15 protein-coding genes are annotated in these 19,201 nt (G+C 44.8%); 6 read left to right on the top strand and 9 right to left on the bottom strand.

Going from position 1 to position 19,201, the window contains the following annotated elements:
* Positions 1 to 236: 236 nt before the first annotated feature.
* Positions 237 to 800, bottom strand: a complete 564-nt coding sequence (locus R7Q39_RS12280) for a porin family protein (RefSeq protein ID WP_005381668.1) — start codon at positions 798 to 800, stop codon at positions 237 to 239.
* A gap of 397 nt (positions 801 to 1,197) precedes the next feature.
* On the opposite strand from R7Q39_RS12280, the gene R7Q39_RS12275 reads away from it, so the two are divergent.
* The 4 genes from R7Q39_RS12275 to R7Q39_RS12260 all read left to right on the top strand — a co-directional run bounded on the left by R7Q39_RS12275 (position 1,198) and on the right by R7Q39_RS12260 (position 6,075).
* Positions 1,198 to 2,079, top strand: a complete 882-nt coding sequence (locus tag R7Q39_RS12275) for a LysR family transcriptional regulator (protein WP_318076341.1) — start codon at positions 1,198 to 1,200, stop codon at positions 2,077 to 2,079.
* A 120-nt stretch (positions 2,080 to 2,199) separates the two neighbouring features.
* Positions 2,200 to 3,735: a bifunctional GNAT family N-acetyltransferase/carbon-nitrogen hydrolase family protein gene (locus tag R7Q39_RS12270; protein WP_005381670.1), complete on the top strand. Its 1,536-nt coding sequence runs from the start codon at positions 2,200 to 2,202 to the stop codon at positions 3,733 to 3,735.
* A 204-nt stretch (positions 3,736 to 3,939) separates the two neighbouring features.
* Positions 3,940 to 4,527 carry a DedA family protein gene (locus R7Q39_RS12265; protein ID WP_318076364.1) on the top strand — a complete coding sequence of 196 codons (588 nt, stop codon included), beginning with the start codon at positions 3,940 to 3,942 and terminating at the stop codon, positions 4,525 to 4,527.
* A gap of 180 nt (positions 4,528 to 4,707) precedes the next feature.
* Positions 4,708 to 6,075: a Na+/H+ antiporter NhaC family protein gene (locus tag R7Q39_RS12260; RefSeq protein ID WP_005381672.1), complete on the top strand. Its 1,368-nt coding sequence runs from the start codon at positions 4,708 to 4,710 to the stop codon at positions 6,073 to 6,075.
* Between the two features lie 76 nt (positions 6,076 to 6,151).
* Here R7Q39_RS12260 and R7Q39_RS12255 read toward each other — a convergent pair whose 3' ends face one another.
* The 4 genes from R7Q39_RS12255 to R7Q39_RS12240 form a co-directional block, all read right to left on the bottom strand.
* Positions 6,152 to 6,991, bottom strand: a complete 840-nt coding sequence (locus R7Q39_RS12255; RefSeq protein WP_158157263.1) for a 3-keto-5-aminohexanoate cleavage protein — start codon at positions 6,989 to 6,991, stop codon at positions 6,152 to 6,154.
* Positions 6,982 to 8,313 carry an aspartate aminotransferase family protein gene (locus R7Q39_RS12250; RefSeq protein ID WP_054575103.1) on the bottom strand — a complete coding sequence of 444 codons (1,332 nt, stop codon included), beginning with the start codon at positions 8,311 to 8,313 and terminating at the stop codon, positions 6,982 to 6,984. The genes R7Q39_RS12255 and R7Q39_RS12250 overlap by 10 nt, the downstream gene beginning before the upstream one ends.
* 209 nt (positions 8,314 to 8,522) lie before the next feature.
* Positions 8,523 to 9,791, bottom strand: coding sequence for an O-acetylhomoserine aminocarboxypropyltransferase/cysteine synthase family protein (locus R7Q39_RS12245; protein ID WP_005381677.1), 1,269 nt, complete (start codon positions 9,789 to 9,791; stop codon positions 8,523 to 8,525).
* A gap of 117 nt (positions 9,792 to 9,908) precedes the next feature.
* Positions 9,909 to 10,820 (bottom strand): LysR substrate-binding domain-containing protein, encoded by a 912-nt coding sequence (locus R7Q39_RS12240; protein WP_137281744.1) that lies wholly within the window; start codon positions 10,818 to 10,820, stop codon positions 9,909 to 9,911.
* A 106-nt stretch (positions 10,821 to 10,926) separates the two neighbouring features.
* Here R7Q39_RS12240 and R7Q39_RS12235 point away from each other — a divergent pair, with 106 nt between their 5' ends.
* Together R7Q39_RS12235 and R7Q39_RS12230 are read left to right on the top strand one after the other, a co-directional pair.
* Positions 10,927 to 12,183, top strand: a complete 1,257-nt coding sequence (locus R7Q39_RS12235; protein WP_318076340.1) for a D-amino acid dehydrogenase — start codon at positions 10,927 to 10,929, stop codon at positions 12,181 to 12,183.
* A gap of 307 nt (positions 12,184 to 12,490) precedes the next feature.
* Entirely contained in the window at positions 12,491 to 14,038 is a 1,548-nt protein-coding gene (locus tag R7Q39_RS12230; RefSeq protein WP_005381681.1) for an alanine/glycine:cation symporter family protein, read from the top strand.
* Positions 14,039 to 14,138: 100 nt separating this feature from the next.
* Here R7Q39_RS12230 and R7Q39_RS12225 read toward each other — a convergent pair whose 3' ends face one another.
* From R7Q39_RS12225 to R7Q39_RS12210, 4 genes are all read right to left on the bottom strand, one after another.
* Positions 14,139 to 14,729, bottom strand: coding sequence for an acetate uptake transporter (locus R7Q39_RS12225; RefSeq protein ID WP_262669248.1), 591 nt, complete (start codon positions 14,727 to 14,729; stop codon positions 14,139 to 14,141).
* Between the two features lie 182 nt (positions 14,730 to 14,911).
* Positions 14,912 to 16,594, bottom strand: a complete 1,683-nt coding sequence (locus tag R7Q39_RS12220; protein ID WP_005381683.1) for a chitinase — start codon at positions 16,592 to 16,594, stop codon at positions 14,912 to 14,914.
* 212 nt (positions 16,595 to 16,806) lie between these two features.
* Positions 16,807 to 18,330 (bottom strand): Na+/H+ antiporter NhaC family protein, encoded by a 1,524-nt coding sequence (locus R7Q39_RS12215; protein ID WP_005381684.1) that lies wholly within the window; start codon positions 18,328 to 18,330, stop codon positions 16,807 to 16,809.
* Positions 18,331 to 18,543: 213 nt separating this feature from the next.
* Complete coding sequence (locus R7Q39_RS12210; RefSeq protein ID WP_025594098.1) at positions 18,544 to 18,729, bottom strand: hypothetical protein; 186 nt, start codon at positions 18,727 to 18,729, stop codon at positions 18,544 to 18,546.
* Positions 18,730 to 19,201 lie beyond the last annotated feature (472 nt).

Here is a 19,201-nt window from a genome sequence, read left to right as displayed (position 1 = left end):
TAGCGCAGCGATCGACCTATCGAGTATTACTTATAGAGTGATAAAACTTTGTTTTTCGAGACTAGTTAGAAGGTTAGACAGTCATGTTAGAAATGCTCTAAATATAGTAGCGTGACCGTAAAAGACACTAACAATTATTCTAAAAACCGCTCTATTATCCTCAACTAGATTGAGTTCAGAAAAAGCGAAGCTATTTAGGCTTCGCTTTTTATTAGGGCTTAGAGTTGTTAACAATATTAAAATCTATATTCCACACCTAGTGATGCTTGGTTAAAGTCTGTTTCCGTGTTTGCACCGTTCGCGACATTCTCCGCATTGAGTTCTACGTCGTACCACATATATTCTGCGTTAACTAAGAAGTTATCAGTAACTTTAAAACCAACACCGGCACCAGCGAATACACCTTCATCATCTTTGTTGCCTTGGAAGCCCGCAACGTTGTAATCCGTTGAGTACCACATTTGACCGCCTTTTGCGTAAAGGTCGACACGATCAGCAATGGGAGCGGTAACTTTTAGAGCCGCTGTATAGCCGTCCGTTTCGGCATTTGCTAGGTTATTACCATAGCTACCGAAATCAATGTAACCACCTTCCAACGCTAAGTAAGGATTAAAACGGTAACCAACTAAACCTTGAATAACATCGCTGTCATCATCAAAGTCATCTTGTCCATCAACTTTTAAGTAACCGTAGTTGGCGCCAACATATACACCATGATCGTTGGAGTCCGCAGCATGTGATAAAGTACTAAACGTTGCTAAAGAAAAAAGGCTAATCAAAGTAACAACATTGCTTTTCATTTCGTTCTCCTAATATAAGTTCCATTGAAGGTTCGAATAGTAAAGAGCAAATGCAATGCCAACTTTAAATTAATGAAAAATATATTTAATTTTATAGAATACTGACAATCCTCTAAAGATCGCCGAACAAAAATAGAAAAAAGAGCTGTCTGTTTACTTTATATAAACAATACTAAATTGAGGTTAATCTCTGATGTGAAAAATATTCTTGTTAATTTGTAGATTTTTCAAAGAAATTAAATAAACATCTAAAATACTCTTGTAGATTAATCCGTCAAAAAACGCTTAGCTAGTTTTTATAAGAAAGGAAGCTAATCACACATACGTTGCATCTTACTTTGCTTCAAGCCGTGAATACTCTACTCTTTGCCTAAGCAGAGTTTAATGGAACTGAAGTATGTTAAAAGGCAGTGAATACCCTTCTATTCGAGCATTAAGGACGTTTGTCGCGGTCTCTAATTACCTCAGTTTCTCTAAAGCAGCGGATGCCCTATGTATTACGCAAAGCGCAGTAAGCAAACAAATCGCATCGCTGGAGCAATTGGTGGGTTTACCTTTAATACAAAGAGGGACGAGTGGTATTGAGTTAACCGAAGAAGGCAAGCGTTATCTGCCGCAAGTCACAGAAGCTTTGGAGCTTATTCAGCATGCAACTGCCAACTTAATCCAGTCAGATTCAAAGCAAGAATTACTCACCGTGGACGTAACCCCTTCTTTTGCCAGTCTTTGGTTGATACCTAATATTGATGACTTCCACCAGCAACATCCTAACATCCGAGTAAGAGTCTGTACTGGGGATGGGAACGTCAAAGATTCGAGCAACGAAAGTGACTTACATATTCGCTGCCTTCCATTATCCACACATTATGAATACAGCCACTTACTGTGCGAAGAAACATTGTTATTAGTCGGTTGTACAAATGCTCCTGCAATTGAGAGTGTGCACGCTGTTAGCAATTATCCTTTTATACCTCAAATCACTCGCCCTCAGCTATGGGAGCAATTTAAAGCTGTCTACACTGTAGAATCTCCCGTTACCTATCAACCAGTAGGCGTCGAACATTTTTACCTAGCTTGCGAAGCTGTCAGAATGGGAAAAGGGCTCGCCTTGCTTCCCGATTTTATGGCGCAGTATTCGATTTTAAGAGGGGACATTCAGCATGTTCTCAACCTTTCTTTACAGAGCGGTTATGGTTATTACGTGATGATCCCAAATTATCGCCTTTCGGCTAAAAAAGTAGCGGTGTTTCACGAATGGCTGAAGAGCAAGCTAAGTTAATGTTGTTTCTTTAAGCTCGTTTAGGTAAACCAAAACAACTCAAAGACTTCGGTATCTGTCTGCTCAAATTTATGGCATTCTCATCCATACTATTTAAAAAGGATAAATGGATAGTAGGATATGGACAGCAACACGCCAAGACTCTCTTTACGCACCATTGAGCCGACCGATTACCCAGAGCTCGCGGAATTAATGGACCTTGTTTTTCCTGATGTTGGTGGCTCATGGCCACGCCTGACCATCATGGATCTCATTCATCAGTTTCCTGATGGACAAATCTGTATTGAGGATAACGGAAAAATTGTCGGCGCAGCGCTAACAATCAAAGTGGACTACAACCGATTTTCACTTCCTCACCTATACACCGACATCATCACCGAGAACAACGTCATCCAAAACCAAGTGACCGGTGACGCCATGTATGGTCTCGATGTATTTGTTCACCCGGACTACCGTGGACTGCGTTTAGGTCGCCGTCTGTATGATGCGCGTAAAGAACTTTGCCGGAGTAAGAACTTCAAAGCAATTTTAGCCGGTGGCCGCATCCCGAATTACCACAAATATGCTGACGAATTGAGCGTGGCTGAATACATCGACAAGATAAAACGCCGTGAGCTTCACGATCCTATTTTGTCTTTTCAGCTTGCAAATGACTTCGATGTAAAGCGTATTATGCGTGGTTACTTGCCAGAGGATAGTGCTTCTAAAGGCTACGCAACTCTACTGGAGTGGGATAACTTCTTCTACGAAGAGGATATTCAATCCGTACACGATGTAGAAAAAACGCTGATTCGGATTGGTGTTGTGCAATGGCAAATGCGTGCTATGAATGACTTAGAGGACTTGCTCGATCAGGCTGAGTTCTTCATCTCTTCTCTTGCGAACTACAAAGCCGATTTCGCCCTATTCCCTGAATTCTTTAACGCGCCGCTGATGGGATTGCAAAACGACCAAAATTCCGTCGAAGCAATTCGCTTTTTGGCTAGCTTTACAGAAGAGATCAAAAACCGCTTCTCGCAGATGGCCGTCACCTACAACATCAACATTATTGCAGGCAGTATGCCCGTCATCGAGGATGGCAAGTTGTATAATGTGGCCTACTTGCTGCAACGAGATGGTGAAATAAACGCTCAATATAAGATCCACATCACGCCCCATGAGCAAAAAGACTGGGTGATCGACGGTGGTGACAATGTTCAAGTGTTCGAAACCGATGCAGGCAAAGTCGGCATACTGATTTGTTATGACAGCGAGTTCCCAGAGTTGGGAAGAATGCTCGCCGAGCAAGGCGCACAAATTGTGTTCGTTCCTTTCTGGACAGACACAAAAAATGGCTACCAACGAGTACGAATCTGTTCCCAATCACGAGCCATCGAAAACGAATGCTACGTTGCAATTGGGGGCAGTGTCGGCAACTTACCTCGTGTTGATAATGTCGATATCCAGTACGCACAATCTGCCGTATTCTCACCGTCGGATATCTATTTCCCACACGATGCGACCTTGACAGAAGCAAGCGCCAACACCGAAATGATAATCTTCGCTGATGTTGATTTGACTAAGTTGAAACAGCTTAATACCGAAGGCTCTGTCACCAACTTACGTCATCGCCGCCTTGATTTGTATGGCGCATTCACCAAAGCCAAAGAGTCATAAGGATCTCCCTAGTTCGCCGCTACCAAAGAGCGTGGCGGCGAGTAAAGCCAGCTGCAGGTTGATTCTGCGCAATTATCAGAGGCATGTCAGTTTTTCTCAACGGTGAGAAACAAGAATTGACCCAATAGGACATTCGGAGTATCACTCCAACTTCGTTCCGCTTTTATTAGGGGAAAGCTTTTGGAACATATTAACGAACTTCTCATGTCAATGAAGCCTTTGCTTGAGCAATATGGCTACGTTGCGCTGATTGTCAGTATATTTCTAGAAGGGATAGGTATCCCGATGCCTGGTCAATCACTGATGATCGCGGCATCTTTGCTCTCGTCAGAACAAGTCATGAACCTAAGTATGGTAATGATGGTATCGTGGCTGAGCTGCTTTTTTGGTAATACCTGTGGCTACTTAATCGGTTATTACTTTGAGGGGTGGTTAGATAAAAAAGGCTACATTTCCGGCCCGAAGATGCAAACGCTTCAATTAACTATCCAGAAATACGGCCCTACGTGCTTGGTCGTCAGCCGCTTTATTGAAGGAATGAAGCAATTTATGCCTCTTGCATGTGGTATCGCGAAAATGCCACGTAGAGAGTTTTTGCTCGGTAACGCCCTCGCGGCGACGGTTTGGGTATTGGTATTCAGCTTGTTAACTCACTTTGCATATGAACATTTAAGCGTGTTGAGCAACCTGTACACCGAATACAAATATCTGGTATGGGCATTTGCTGCTGTCTTATTTACGTGGATGGTTTTAGGTATTGTTAAACGCAAAAAAGCCAAATCAATGCAATAACAACAGTCTCTTCATTAGCGCATAACTAAAGCTCGTGGTATCAGTGAGATACGCAACACGAGCTTTTATCTTTTTCTTTACGTGTAAAATTTAAACAGCCATTTAGACGTCTAGACGTTGACAATGTAGAAATGTGATATTAGTCTGCTCTTCTCTCTTATCATTAACATTGTCGTTTACATGTCCGGTTCCCAACAAACTACTAAAACAGTTGCACCGTCTGCGGTCGCACTGATCCCATTAATTGTATTCCTTGCGCTATTTATTGGCGTAGGCACTTACTTATCTTTGCAAGGCGTGGAATTTGCCTTCTACCAGCTGCCTGCACCCATCGCGGTATTACCAGCCATCATCATTGCGTTTCTTTTAAGTAAAGAGAAACTTAACCGCTCAATCGAACACTTCATGCGTGGTGTTGGCCACCCAGACATCATCGCAATGTGTATGATCTATCTGCTTGCAGGTGCCTTTGCTGCGGTAGCAAAAGCCTCTGGTGGTGTTGATGCAACAGTGAACCTTGGTTTATCCGCTATTCCAACCAGCATGATTTTACCGGGCATTTTTCTGATTTCTGCTTTTATCGCAACAGCAATGGGGACTTCGATGGGTACCATCGCAGCCGTTGCCCCCGTAGCGTTGGGGATTGCTGAATCAGCAGGAATGAGCTTACCGTTAACCGCAGGCGTTGTGCTGAGCGGCGCTATGTTTGGTGATAACCTTTCTATCATCTCTGACACCACCATCGCGGCGACACGCTCTCAAGGTTGTGAGATGAAAGACAAGTTTAAAGAGAACATTCGTATTGCTTTACCTGCGGCGTTGATCGCGATTGCAGTGTTCGCTTTCAACAGTACCGCGACTCAAGTGCCTGCAACTGGCGATATTGAGTGGCTAAAAGTCTTGCCGTACATCACTATTTTGATCCTAGCGGTATCTGGTGTAAATGTGTTTGTGGTTCTGTCGATTGGCATTCTTTTGGCTGGCGGCGTGAGCTTGGCATCGATTGACAATTACGGACTGACTAATCTAGCCCAAGACGTTTACAAAGGCTTTGGTAACATGCAAGAGATCTTCTTGTTATCCATGCTGATTGGTGGTTTGAGTGAACTAATGCGTCGCCAAGGTGGTCTTGCTTTTCTAACAAATTTCGTTAGTAGCCTTATCCACGCGTTTGGCTCTAGCCACTCTAAGCATGCGAACAGTCGTGCAAGCGAGCTAGGTATTGCAGGTTTGGTTTCAATGGTCAATGGCTGTACGGCAAACAACACCGTAGCCATCATTGTATCGGGCAGCGTTGCCCGCCAACTGGCGGAAGAGAATAATGTCTCTCCTCGCCGCTCAGCAAGCTTGTTAGACATTTTCTCATGCGTGGTGCAAGGCGTGTTGCCTTACGGTGCTCAAGTACTGCTGCTAGGTTCCGTGTTCAACCTCTCGCCACTTGAAGTAGTTGCCAATTCTTACTACTGTTTTGCATTAGCGATAGCGGCTGTTGTCGCGGTGTTTATCAAACATCCCGCTCGTCAACCTGTAGCGCAAACTGAGAACTAACGACAAATACCGAAAAGGCTCCGATGGAGCCTTTTTACTTTCCTTTCTTCTTTTTTTTTCTTTTCCGCGAGCAGATTTACTTCAAAGCTGAACGCAAACTTTGCGCACTGTGTAAAGGAATCGCAAAGCGATGCGCCACATCGCGTAGAGCTTCTACCTGAGCCGCGTTACTGATTGCTAATTCGCCTGCCACATCGACGTGGTTATTCTCAAACCCCACTCTCACATCGAATCCAAGTAACATCGCACTCGCTAAACAGTCTTGCTCTCGCGCGCCAAAAGCACAAATGGCACATCGAATTTCTTCCTCGACAAAACGCGCCAAATTCAAACCTCGTAAATCCCATGGCGAAGACTGTTGAGCTTGGTGATAACGCCCTAACACCACTAATGCATGCTGATGCGTTTTAGGTAACACGCCCGCATCACGCAGTTGGAAATAACGTTCAATGTCGGTTGCATCGTAGAGAATAATTTGGCTCACGATGTTGTGTTCTGCCACCCAATGGAAAAAGGCATGCCCTTCTTTCTCACTTGCGCGATCAGGGATTAACTCCCTCAATGCGAAAGAAGCCGCTTCTGGTTTCACAGCTTTAACTAACGCCATCTGTTGTGGCGGAGAATACAAGCCCACCGCCTCTGTGGTGAGCTGTACCATCATGTTTTGTCCCACCGCTTCTTTCACGGCATGGTAAATTGCCATGTTGTCGTCGATGTCTAATGAATGACGTCCGTTGGCGTCTCTAGCATGCAAATGGATCATGGCAGCCCCTGCCGTTTGACAAGCGATAGCCTCTGCAACCAGTTCGTCTGTTGTCATGGGTAAGCTGGCGTGATCGTACTTAGTTTTTCTTGCACCGTTTGGGGCCACGATAATAGCGATAGGCTCTCGTATAGATCGATTTTCTAATTCCATTCCTTCGCTACCTCTTTTAGCGTTAATGAGAGTTTGCCAACTAGCTCATCAATATGGTGAGGCTGAATAATGAATGGCGGTGCAAGCAAGATATGGTGCCCATTAACGCCATCAATCGTTCCTCCCATTGGGTAGCACATTAAGCCATTTTCCATTGCTTGCTGTTTGATGCGTTTGTCTGCCAATGTGGCTTTACTCAGAGGCGCCTTGCTTTCTTTATCCGCCACCAGCTCAATGCCAAAAAATAAGCCTTTACCACGAATGTCGCCAATGTACGGTAAATGGGCCAATTCAGAAGTAAGCTCATTACGCAGCAAAGCACTTTGCTGATTCACCGCCGTTAATAAATCATCTTGGAAGATGGTTTGAATGGTTGCCACGGCAGCAGCGCACGCCACAGGGTGCGCCATAAAGGTATGGCCATGTTGGAAAAAACCGCTTCCACCGGCAATAGCTTGGTAGACTCGATCATTCGCAACCACCGCGCCAATAGGTTGATAACCCGCACCAAGCCCTTTAGCCATACACACCAGATCGGGGTCTGCCTCTTCTTGCTCAAACGCAAAAAAACTACCACTGCGTCCAACGCCACACATGACTTCATCCAAGATCAATAACACATCGTATTGGTCGCATATTTCGCGAATACGCTTGAAATAACCTTGTGTGGCAGGCACAGCTCCAGCGGTGGCTCCCACAATGGGCTCGGCGACAAAAGCCATGACATTATCAGCCCCCAACTCAAGAATTTTTGCCTCTAGCTCATTCGCCGCTCGCAATGAGTAATCCAATTCCGACTCATGACTCTGCTGATAACGATAAGCATAGCAAGGGGCGATATGATGGCTCGGGTGTAAGATGGGTTTGAACGGTTCACGTCGCCATTCATTACCTCCGACAGCCAAAGCCCCCAAGGTATTGCCGTGATAACTTTGCTGACGCGCGATGAATTGCTTTTTCTCTGGCTTACCTGATTCCACGAAATACTGCCGCGCCATTTTTAGTGCCGACTCCACCGCTTCTGATCCGCCACTGACTAAATACACATGGTTGAACTGTTCAGGCATGTGCTGACAAACCAATTCTGCTAGGCGCTCACTGTTATCACTAGTAAAAAATCCAGTATGAGCAAACGGCACTCGCTCGATCTGTTCCAACATCGCTTTTTTAACGGCTTGATGACTGTGGCCAAGGTTTGATACCGCAGCCCCACCACAAGCATCGAGATACTGCTTTCCATGCTTATCGAATAGATAAACACCTTCACCTCTATCGATGATTGGCAGCGTGGCATGGCAGTGACGGTGAAATACGTAAGACATTTGAGTCCCTTCCAATGTGTAATACATGCACACATCATCAGGAACAAACCCAAACGTGACAAGAGAATAAATCTCACCCTCTATGAGCTTTTGGAATACCACAAACCAAAAACACCAAAACCCTTGATATTTAAACAATAAAATAAAAATAGGCCAGCTTTTTTTAAAGACTGGCCTATGGGTAACCCAAAGCTAAAAAAAGAATCGTTTTACGCGTTTAGTGCCTGTTCTAAATCGGCTAGAATATCGTCAATATGTTCAATACCCACCGATAAACGAATCATCTCTGGAGACACACCAGCTTGTTTTTGTTCTGCTTCGCTCAATTGACGATGAGTCGTCGATGCAGGATGGCAAGCCAATGATTTTGCATCGCCAATGTTCACCAAACGCTTAAAGATTTTCAAAGCATCATAAAAACGCACACCAGCGTCATAACCATCTTTTAAACCAAACGACAAAATCGCAGAAGGCTTACCTTTCATGTATTTTTCGGCGAGATGAAAGTGTTCAGAACTTGGTAATCCGGCATAACTTACCCAACTGACTTTGTCATTCTGTTCCAAGAATTCAGCCACTTTGAGTGTGTTCTCGGTATGGCGCTCCATGCGCAGCGGTAACGTTTCTAGCCCTTGCATAAGCATAAATGCATTCATCGGTGATAATGCGGCTCCGGTATTACGCAGTGGTACGGTACGCGCACGCCCGATAAATGCCGCCTCACCAAACGCTTCGGTATACACCACGCCGTGGTAAGAAGGTTCTGGTTGGTTGAAAACAGGAAAGCGGTCTTTGTGCTGTGCCCAAGGGAATTTACCGGAATCCACAATCACGCCACCTAATGTGGTGCCATGCCCACCAACGTATTTAGTGAGAGAGTGAACTACGATATCCGCACCGAACTCGATGGGTTTGCACAGCACTGGCGTCGCGACGGTGTTATCCACAATCACAGGTACGCCTTGTGCATGAGCAAGCTCCGCCACACGTTCTAAATCGATGATATTACCCGCAGGGTTCCCAATGCTCTCGCAGTACACCGCTTTGGTATTTTCATCAATTAACTCGGCCAAACTTTCTGGCTTGTCATCTTTAGCAAACTTCACCTGAATACCTTGATTTGGGAGCATGTGCGCAAACAAGGTATAAGTACCGCCATAAAGTTGCGGCGTAGAAACGATGTTATCGCCCGCTTGCGCTAACGTCAGAATCGCATAGTTAATCGCTGCACTCCCCGCACTCACGACCAATCCAGCAATGCCGCCTTCTAACGCTGCCATGCGTTTTTCCAGCACGTCATTAGTCGGATTCATGATGCGAGTGTAGATATTCCCCGGCACTTCCAAGTTAAACAGATCAGCACCATGCTGCGCGTTATCAAACTCGTACGCGACCGTTTGATAAATCGGTGTCGCGACAGATTTGGTGGTCGGGTCAGTTTCGTAACCAAAATGGATAGATAGCGTTTCGTCTTTCATGTTCTTCCCTGTCTTTCATCACTCAAATAGCGGCAAGCAAAGCACTTACCTTGCTTAAAACTTATATTGCCCAATTTTTCAACAAATAACGTAGGGATGAATCACAGAGATAAAATGCTAATTCAACTGTCCAAGTAACCAGTGACGAAACGTTTCTGTCGCATTCGTACGTGTGTTCATGATCAAGTAATACCCTGCATTGGCAGGAATCGGTTTGAATGGAGAAACCAAACGCTCTGTCGTCAATTCATCCTCAATCAGTGCCATTCGTGCCATCGCAATCCCAACGCCAGCTTCGGCTGCAGACATCGCCATATCCGTTCGATTAAAAAAGTGTCCGATATCGGTTTTAAAATCCAACCCCATCGCTGACGCCCAATATAGCCACTCATAGTCACGCGTCGCTTTTTCCCATGGCATCGCATCGTGTAGTAGCGTCGCCTCTTGCCATTGCTTCACTGGCATTGAGTTTTTTTGCTCACCAAACAACGTTTTTAGCCAGCCATGATCCTCAAGGTATTTTGGACTCATCACCGGTAGCAAATGCTCATCCAAAATCAGCTCCGCGTTAGCATTTCTATAAGGATGAAGACCATAGTCAATTGCGACGTCATAGTCTTTTATCTCACTATTTACCAGCGCACCTTCCGCAAAGATTTGTACTTGGATATCCGGATTATCATGATGGAAGCTTTCGAGCTTTGGGACTAACCATTTGAAAGCAAAAGAAGGCGTCAACTTCAAACGAATTTCATTGGTTTGCTTTTCTACTTTGAGCTCATCAAGCAATTTGCTCAGTTCCGAAAAGTGAAACTGCGTCGCTTGGTGTAACTGAGTGCCTTTTACGGTTAAACGAATACCGCGAGAGTGGCGTTCAAATAAAGTAAAACCTAATAACGCTTCCAAATGAATAATTTGTTGGCTTATGGCACCAGTGGTGAGGTGTAAATGTCTTGCGGCACCAGTAAAGCTGCTGTACTCCGCGACTTGGCTAAATAGGCACAAACCACTTATCAGATTACTTTTCATCCTTGAGCCTATAGTTTTTCTAAATGCAGTGTGTAATTTATATCGATTGTTAACAAAAGGTAAAGAAAAGAAACTGAGCACTCTGATAAATGTGTGGAGTGCATCAATGGAAGTCATCGTATTAGGCAGCGGCGTTATCGGCTTAACCTCTGCTTGGTATTTATCTCAAGCAGGCTATCAAGTTACCGTCATTGACCGCCAAGCAAGCAGTGCCATGGAAACGAGCTTCGCCAATGCCGGGCAGATCTCATATGGCTATTCTTCGCCTTGGGCTGCGCCTGGTGTTCCTGTTAAAGCCATTAAGTGGTTAATGGAGGAGCATGCTCCACTTAAAGTCAAACCCACTCTGAATGCCGACATGATCCGCTGGGCGAGTAAAATGGTCGCGAACTGCACCCTACCTCGCTATCAAGTTAACAAGGCTCGCATGCTTTCGATCGCTAACCACAGCCGTATTTGCTTAGAACAGTTACGCCAAGAACACGCCATTGAGTATCAAGGACGTCAGTTTGGGACCTTGCAAGTATTCCGAACACATCAACAGCTGCAAGCCATTGAAAAGGACATGCAGCTCCTTGAACAAAGCGGAACCCGATTTAAGCTAATGGACGTCGAACAATGTATTGAACAAGAGCCAGGGCTTGCACTTGTGAAAGACAAACTGGTTGGTGGCTTGCATCTACCTGATGACGAAACGGGCGATTGCCATCAATTTTGCCAACAACTAACGGAGCTTGCTAAGGCACACGATGTCCGATTTGAGTTCGATACTGAAGTAAGCAATTGGGTTACAGTAGGCAAAAAGATCATAGGTGTCCAAACGAACCGAGGACAATTTAAAGCAGACCAATATGTGGTGGCCTCTGGCAGCTACTCTACAGCGCTACTCAAGCAACTCGATATTGATATTCCGGTCTACCCTGTCAAAGGCTATTCACTCACCATCCCGATGGAAGATGAACACTTCTCTCCTCGATCTACTGTGATGGATGAAACCTATAAAGTCGCTATGACTCGATTTGATGACAGAATTCGCGTAGCTGGCACCGCAGAATTAGCAGGGTTTGATGCTTCCCTTCCACAAAAGCGCAAAAACACCATCGAAATGGTCATCCGTGATCTTTTTCCTCGTTGTGGTGACTTCAGCCAAGCTGAGTTTTGGAGCGGCTTTAGGCCAATGACGCCTGATGGCACACCAATTATCGGCGCGACTAAATACGATAACCTTTTTACTAACACCGGACACGGAACTCTGGGCTGGACGATGGCTTGTGGTTCAGGTCAATTGCTAGCAAGCGTAATGAAAGGTGAAAAAGCAAAAGTGATGGATAATGCGGAGCTTAACCTTTGTCGTTACGCCTGAGGACATCACTAAACAAAAAACAGGCAGACACTTACTCCACAAAATGCATAACCACTGGTATTTTTAACTCATCAAAATCGCAGCACATTTAAATGACAATGTGCTGCATAATTAATCATCAAGCAAATCTTCTACCTAAAAGGAGCAAATAAGCAACAAGAACCAAATTTTAACAACTACTCTCCATTCTGTGTTCATCATCACGCTACAAAGGATTTGTAGCTAAAAAAGTTAACAATTGCATTACATAAAGGGTAATGTATTGTGTGAAAAACAACCACAAACACAACTAACAGGGAAAATACTCATGCAGTCATTAGTTGATTTTCTGAATGGAATTATTTGGAGCCCGGTACTGATCTATTTGTGCCTTGGCGCAGGTTTGTTCTATTCAATCATGACGCGTTTTGTACAAATTCGTCACTTCTTTGAGATGTGGCGCTTATTACTTTCAGGGAAGAGTTCAACAAAAGGGATATCATCATTTCAGGCACTTGCCGTTTCACTGTCTGGCCGTGTAGGTACAGGTAACATTGCTGGTGTTGCTGCTGCTATCGGTTTCGGTGGCCCAGGCGCCGTATTCTGGATGTGGGTCGTAGCCTTCTTTGGCGCTGCAACCGCATACGCAGAATCAACACTTGCACAAATTTATAAAGAAGAAGACGAAGGCGAGTTCCGTGGTGGCCCTGCTTACTATATTGAGAAAGCAATGGGACAAAAATGGTACGCTTGGATCTTTGCTATCGCGACCATCTTTGCTTGTGGTGTTCTACTTCCTGGCGTTCAATCGAACAGTATCGGTAACGCAGTAGAAGCCGCATTTGGCTCAGGTGACATGATTGAAACCGCTATTGGTACCTTCAGTTTTGCTAAAATTTTCACTGGTACGGTTGTTTGTGTCATTTTGGCTTTCATCATTTTTGGTGGCGTAAAGCGTATCGCGAACTTTACCCAAGTCGTTGTGCCATTTATGGCGTTAGCTTACATCATTACTGCGTTTGTCATCATCCTTCTAAACATTGGTGAGGTTCCACGCATTTTCGGCATGATCATTGGTGACGCATTCACACCAATGGCAGGCGTTGGTGCAGCAATCGGCTGGGGTGTAAAACGTGGTGTCTACTCCAACGAAGCAGGTCAAGGTACTGGTCCTCACGCAGCAGCAGCAGCGAGTGTTGATCACCCAGCTCAGCAAGGTCTTGTTCAATCTTTCTCTATTTACATCGATACACTACTTGTGTGTTCAGCAACCGCGTTCATGATTCTTATCACTGGCGCGTACAACGTAAATGGTGCGATTGAAGGTACATTCCTGGTTCAAAACCTACCAGCGGATATTGGTGCAAATGGTCCTGTGTTTACACAGATGGCGATCGAAAGCGCACTACCTGGCGTGGGTAAACCATTCATCGCAATCGCTCTATTCTTCTTCGCGTTTACGACCATTCTGGCTTACTACTACATTGCAGAAACGAACATTGCTTACATTCGTCGTACGTTCAAAGTAAATGGACTGATGTTTATTCTGAAAGTCATCATTATTTCATCCGTGTTCTACGGAACCGTGAAAACCGCCAACTTAGCATGGGCGATGGGTGATGTAGGCGTAGGACTGATGGCGTGGCTAAACATCATCGGTATTTTGATCATCTTCTTTATGTCGAAGCCTGCACTCAAAGCACTGAACGACTACGAAGAGCAACAAAAACGTGGTGTGACCGATTTTACATTTAACCCTGTTGCACTGGGCATTAAAGGCGCAGATTACTGGGAAGATAAGTACCGACGTAAAACGGGTAAAGCACCAACGGCAGACAGCAATAGCGCAGAAACTGTTGAGCAACCATCAACATAGCGTTATCACATAAATAAGAAAAAGCAGTGGTCCGATTGAGGACATAAAAAAGGGGGATTAACCAATGGTTAATCCCCCTTTCTTCATTATGAGTAGCAGCTTAGGCGATAACCGCTTCAACTTTACGAGTGATTTTTGCTTTACCTACAGGTAACACTTCACGACCAAATTCGTTGTTCAGTACTTGTGCCATTGCGAAGTAAATTGCACTTGCGCCACAGAAGATACCCTCGAAGCCAGCGATAGCACCGATCACTTCGCTACCAGTGAAATCACGAACAGCAAGCAAGAAGAACAGGATAGTTAGAGAGCCAAATACCACTTGCTTCGCTGTTGGGTAACATAGAGAACCAATGAACATGAAACCAGTGAAGATGCCCCAAAGCGCTAGGTACCAACCCATAAAGCTTGCAGGGCTTGCAGGAAGACCCATGTGAGGCATTACGATTAGACCAACCAATGTTAGCCAAAATAGACCGTAAGAAGTAAACGCAGTTGTGCCGAATGTATCACCGCGTTTAAAGCACATGATGCCAACGATTACTTGGCTAAGGCCACCGTAAAAGATGCCCATCGCTAGAATCATAGAGTCAATTGGGAAAAATCCTGCATTATGAATATTGAGCAGAATAGTGGTCATACCGAAACCCATAAGACCTAGCGGTGCTGGGTTAGCCAGTTTTGTCGACATGTACAAATACCTTTTTTCAAAAATGTTGATAAAAAATGCGCGCGAATTTTAATGGGCTCCAGAACAAAAGAGAAAAGCTGTTATTGAAAACTTAGATTCCATAAATAAACCACTACATATATAAAAAAAGACCCTGCAAAAAAGCAGAGTCTTTATAGATGGTTAGGTTGTTTTTCACTCGATCACTGACAAGAAATCTCGTCCCAGAACCAGTTGCTTTGCGTTGGGCTTTCCCACACTCCTGGGCCATTTTTCGCAACAAAACATTTGTTTTGGTACGTCACTTTATCGCCGTTAGCGACTTGCGTTACACCCGGCTCCCACTGAATAAAATTGCCTGTCACTGGTGGTTCTGGCTCGGTTACTGGCGGCTCTGGCTCAGTCACCGGTGGTTCAGGTTCCGTTGTAGGCGGCTCCGTAGGAGTGCCTGAAACCAGCTTCCAAGGGTCTCCTTTCGTTGGCTCATTACCTTGTGACCACCATTTCGCTTCGTAAACAGCACCTTGGTAAGAAACTTGATCACCCGTGTTATATACTTTGCCAGAATCCCAAGCTGCCACACCACCTACAGGCGGATCGACCGGATCCACTGGGTCTAACTTGTCAACTACACGAACTTCTGGCCAACCCGCATGAGATTGGTAGAAGTTAGTTACACATTTCTCATAGTCACCCGCAACTAGCGCAGAGTAAGCCGTTTGGAAACCAACAAGTTCACATTCAAAAGAGTGGCCTCCCGGACGATCTGAGTAGTATTTCCAGTTCCCATCCCAGTTGGTGTACAACACGTCTGTCGCACCATTCAGATTTAAGCTGCCGTAAGGCGTCTGCTGCCAACAGGTATTGGTCTCATCGGCTTCAATTGGAATTTGATAATGAGCGGCAAGTCCTTCCCAATAGCGAATACGGTTAACAGGTTGGCCTTTATCTTTGTTTTGCTCTCCACACTCAATACCACCATTGATCACGTTGATGGTGGTACCAAAGCCGTAACCAATGCCAGCATCAAGCTCACGCTGTGAAGGCACCCAAGTACGGTCAATCACATGTAGCATTGCAGGTTTCGGTGCTTGTGGGGTTAGGAAGAACCAGATAGCCGATGCTAAGTTCAGCCACGAATCCGCAACCAAGCCTGGATTTTTCAGCAATACAGATGCATCGCCATCAAACATCACTTCAGAGAACGCGCCATAGTTAAAATGGTAAGAAAGCTGCTTTGCACCACGTCCAAAGTAACCTTGTCCAGACTCACATGGCCAGCGTTTGTTTTGCCAGTCATTTTGACCACAACCTGTTGTGTAACCTTCTTGCCCTTCAGACCATCCCATTTCTCGCACATGAACCAAAGCTTGCTGCCACTCTTCCAACCCTAGCGGATTATCCGATACGTTATCAATCGAAATATGGCCACCGGTTTCTTGTGCAAAGTGAGCAAACGCTGTCACGATCGATTTTTTACAAATTGCATCCGAATCACGACCGTCTGTGTACTCACCACAGAATGCAGGGAACTTACCAATTGCACGTAGGAAACGCGTGTAAGTGTATTCAGGTGCCGCCATTTGAGTCAGGAAGTCCCACTCACTTTCGGGGAATACACGCTCTACACGCTTCACGTTTTCTGGGTTGGTTGTCGCCCCTGGAACAATCGCTTCAACCACTGAGTTCGGGCGTGTCTCTAATGCTTGTGACCAAATGGCATACATAGGATCAGAAGTTTTGCTTTGCTCTACGGCTTGAACGTCACCACGAGCAATAACATAACCATTCGGATTTTGCGGATCGGGCTGAATATTCATACTCGCATTCACTTGTGCTGCTAAGACACAACTCAATGCAAGAGGAAGATGTTTGAGTGCAAACATGTCTAGTCTCCGGATTTCAACAATACAATATACGAGGAATAACTAGACATATAGTGGATCATATATACGAAACACCGAGCCAAGTACGTTGATTCTGCGAGACAAAATGAATAAATAGGTCCTCACACACATTTTGTCACAAGAAAAATGTTACCTTGACTCAAAAGAAAAGCGGAGACCCTGTGAGCCTCCGCTTTGTGATGTTTCTCTCTTTATTGTTCTGCCGAAACCACCTCTAGCTTCGCGGTTGACTTTTGTTTAGACAGCACAAAATAAACCACACACTGAGAAATAATTGCGGCAAGCACAATCACTGGTGAGGCGTTGATTCCAGCTAAAAGAAAACACCCCAATGCGATCATTCCATTGAGTAATGCGTAAGGCAATTGTGTACGGAAGTGCTCATACTGTTCACACCCCGCTCCTGTCGACGACAAAATCGTAGTTTCAGAGATGGGAGAACAGTGATCGCCAAACAAGCCACCAGATAATACCGCACCAATACAAACCAACAGTGGTGCATCAATCGCGACGGCAGTTGGGATCACTAATGGCATCATGATGGCAAACGTCCCCCAAGATGATCCCGTAGCGAACGAGATAATACCGGCCAGTAAAAACGCAACCGCTGGCAATAACCAGTAAGGGAAACCGGCTTGAGCTTGTTCAGCAATGTATGCAGCTGCACCTAATTCTTTCCCAACCGAGCTAAGCGCCCAAGCCAATACCAGAATCACCGCCACTGACATCATGTTTGACATCCCTTTCAGATAAACCTGAATACCATCCGAAAGCTTTCTTACTCCATAAAACGCCATCAGCGCAATTAAAGTGAAGGCCGCGAAGAAATATGCAGAAGAAAGTGCAGCCCTAAACGTTGATCCTGCCACTTTTTGAAATGGAAAACCGTGTGGCACGAGGATGGTACATAGAACCACCAGCATAACGAGCAAAGGTGCCCATACAAAACTAGATTTTGCATTTTTATGCGTAAACACATTCATGGACTCCTGCACTTTCCCAAAGTCGGAGCCCTGCTCTGCTAGTTGTTCAGCCTTCGCCATCGGTCCGAAATCTAATTTGAAGAAAGAGACAATCGGCACAATCGCGATCGCAAGAAAGGCGTAAAACTGATACGGGATCGCACCAATGAAAGCATCCCAATCACTCATACTGACATTCAGGGCAGTAAACTCTTTTTGAATCAATCCCATGATGTAAACGCCCCATCCGATAAAAGGGATCAAGATTGCGACGGGAGAGGAAGTAGAGTCGATAATAAAAGCTAATTTTTGGCGTGATACTTTTAACTTATCAAATAAAGGGCGAAAAACAGGGCCAACAATCAGTGGTGTACCAAGGTCTGAGAAGAAAATAACCACACCACCGAACCATGCGGACAGTTGAGCTTGGCATTTACTCGCAACCCATTGAGTAACCTTTTTAGCAAACGCCACACCACCGCCAGATTTCTCCATCAAGGCAACAAAGCCACCAATAAAGACCAAGAGCAAAATGACGCCCGCATTGTAGCTGTCAGTTAATTGCGGCAGTAGATAGCTTTTCATCAATGCACTAAACGAGTCTAGTGGCCCTTTTTCGACAAATGTCCCTTCGAGCATAGCGACACCACTCACCACACCCGCGAATAAACCAACAACGACATTTCTTGTGGTCAGCGCGAGGAAAAGAGTAATAAGGATGGGAATGAGAGAGGTAACGTCAGCCTGTTCCATAGCAATACCATTTATGATAATCAAACAATTAAAATGAATATATATTTAATTTAACCGCATGTATATATCTCTCACAAAAAAGTTGAGCCACCTCTTCACAAACTTGAAGTACAAAAAAACCAGCCCGAAGGCTGGTTCTTATAAACTCAACAGTCTAGAGGAAAATTATTCCCACTCGAAGATCAACGAGCACAAAATACATCTAAATAACAGCTAGTTAGAAATGCCACCTTTCTCGATACCATCATCTATACCATGCGCAGAATTTTTTTGATTTTTTGCGTCTCGTCGGCGTTTTAGTTCGGCTTTGGCCCAAATTGAAGATTCTTCCATATCGCGACGAAGTTCTTGTATCTCTTCAACACTAAGCCGTCGTGGACCTGAGGTAATTCTATCCATCTTGTGCCTCCAACTTGTCGCAGTACATTTTAAAACGCATCAAAACATGAGTTACTAACAAGAAATATTGGGGATATTTTTAGATTGTTTTTCATACACATCTTGAAAGCCATCAACACTGCCCAAAGATTATACAACGAGGAATAACCTCGTTAAATAAAAAGGATCAAATCATGGGTTTGAAACCAGGGCCAAAACCAATAGCCAAGTCGACCGGCAAGCCAGATCAACGTCGACGTGACAACAAAAAAACTCCAGGAAACACTCCCGGCTTAAAGCCAAGCAAATCCTCGACCAAGTAACGCTACCTCAATATCGAGTCAGTGTAAGTGGTACTGACTCTTGTTGCTAAAACCCAAAACACGCTTTTGCCCCATTCCGTGCTAGCACCGATCGTTTATATCAAAACATTCCGTGTTATTTGACTTAGTTTTCATAATGAAACTATAGTGCTGACTGTCGAATAATAGTT

It is taken from the genome of Vibrio sp. 947 (assembly GCF_033339115.1).
GTDB classification, from domain to species: Bacteria; Pseudomonadota; Gammaproteobacteria; order Enterobacterales; family Vibrionaceae; genus Vibrio; species Vibrio alginolyticus.
This window is presented reverse-complemented; position numbering and strand designations above follow the sequence as displayed.

What these genes read in the sequence shown, in the direction of transcription:
- R7Q39_RS12255 (WP_158157263.1), bottom strand. Translation starts at nt 6,991, where the DNA reads ATGGAATTAGAAAATCGATCTATACGAGAGCCTATCGCTATTATCGTG.
- R7Q39_RS12270 (WP_005381670.1), top strand. Translation starts at nt 2,200, where the DNA reads ATGGACAGCAACACGCCAAGACTCTCTTTACGCACCATTGAGCCGACC.
- R7Q39_RS12275 (WP_318076341.1), top strand. Translation starts at nt 1,198, where the DNA reads ATGTTAAAAGGCAGTGAATACCCTTCTATTCGAGCATTAAGGACGTTT.
- R7Q39_RS12250 (WP_054575103.1), bottom strand. Translation starts at nt 8,313, where the DNA reads ATGTCTTACGTATTTCACCGTCACTGCCATGCCACGCTGCCAATCATC.
- R7Q39_RS12235 (WP_318076340.1), top strand. Translation starts at nt 10,927, where the DNA reads ATGGAAGTCATCGTATTAGGCAGCGGCGTTATCGGCTTAACCTCTGCT.
- R7Q39_RS12215 (WP_005381684.1), bottom strand. Translation starts at nt 18,330, where the DNA reads ATGGAACAGGCTGACGTTACCTCTCTCATTCCCATCCTTATTACTCTT.
- R7Q39_RS12280 (WP_005381668.1), bottom strand. Translation starts at nt 800, where the DNA reads ATGAAAAGCAATGTTGTTACTTTGATTAGCCTTTTTTCTTTAGCAACG.
- R7Q39_RS12265 (WP_318076364.1), top strand. Translation starts at nt 3,940, where the DNA reads ATGTCAATGAAGCCTTTGCTTGAGCAATATGGCTACGTTGCGCTGATT.
- R7Q39_RS12245 (WP_005381677.1), bottom strand. Translation starts at nt 9,791, where the DNA reads ATGAAAGACGAAACGCTATCTATCCATTTTGGTTACGAAACTGACCCG.
- R7Q39_RS12225 (WP_262669248.1), bottom strand. Translation starts at nt 14,729, where the DNA reads ATGTCGACAAAACTGGCTAACCCAGCACCGCTAGGTCTTATGGGTTTC.
- R7Q39_RS12240 (WP_137281744.1), bottom strand. Translation starts at nt 10,820, where the DNA reads ATGAAAAGTAATCTGATAAGTGGTTTGTGCCTATTTAGCCAAGTCGCG.
- R7Q39_RS12260 (WP_005381672.1), top strand. Translation starts at nt 4,708, where the DNA reads ATGTCCGGTTCCCAACAAACTACTAAAACAGTTGCACCGTCTGCGGTC.
- R7Q39_RS12220 (WP_005381683.1), bottom strand. Translation starts at nt 16,594, where the DNA reads ATGTTTGCACTCAAACATCTTCCTCTTGCATTGAGTTGTGTCTTAGCA.
- R7Q39_RS12210 (WP_025594098.1), bottom strand. Translation starts at nt 18,729, where the DNA reads ATGGATAGAATTACCTCAGGTCCACGACGGCTTAGTGTTGAAGAGATA.
- R7Q39_RS12230 (WP_005381681.1), top strand. Translation starts at nt 12,491, where the DNA reads ATGCAGTCATTAGTTGATTTTCTGAATGGAATTATTTGGAGCCCGGTA.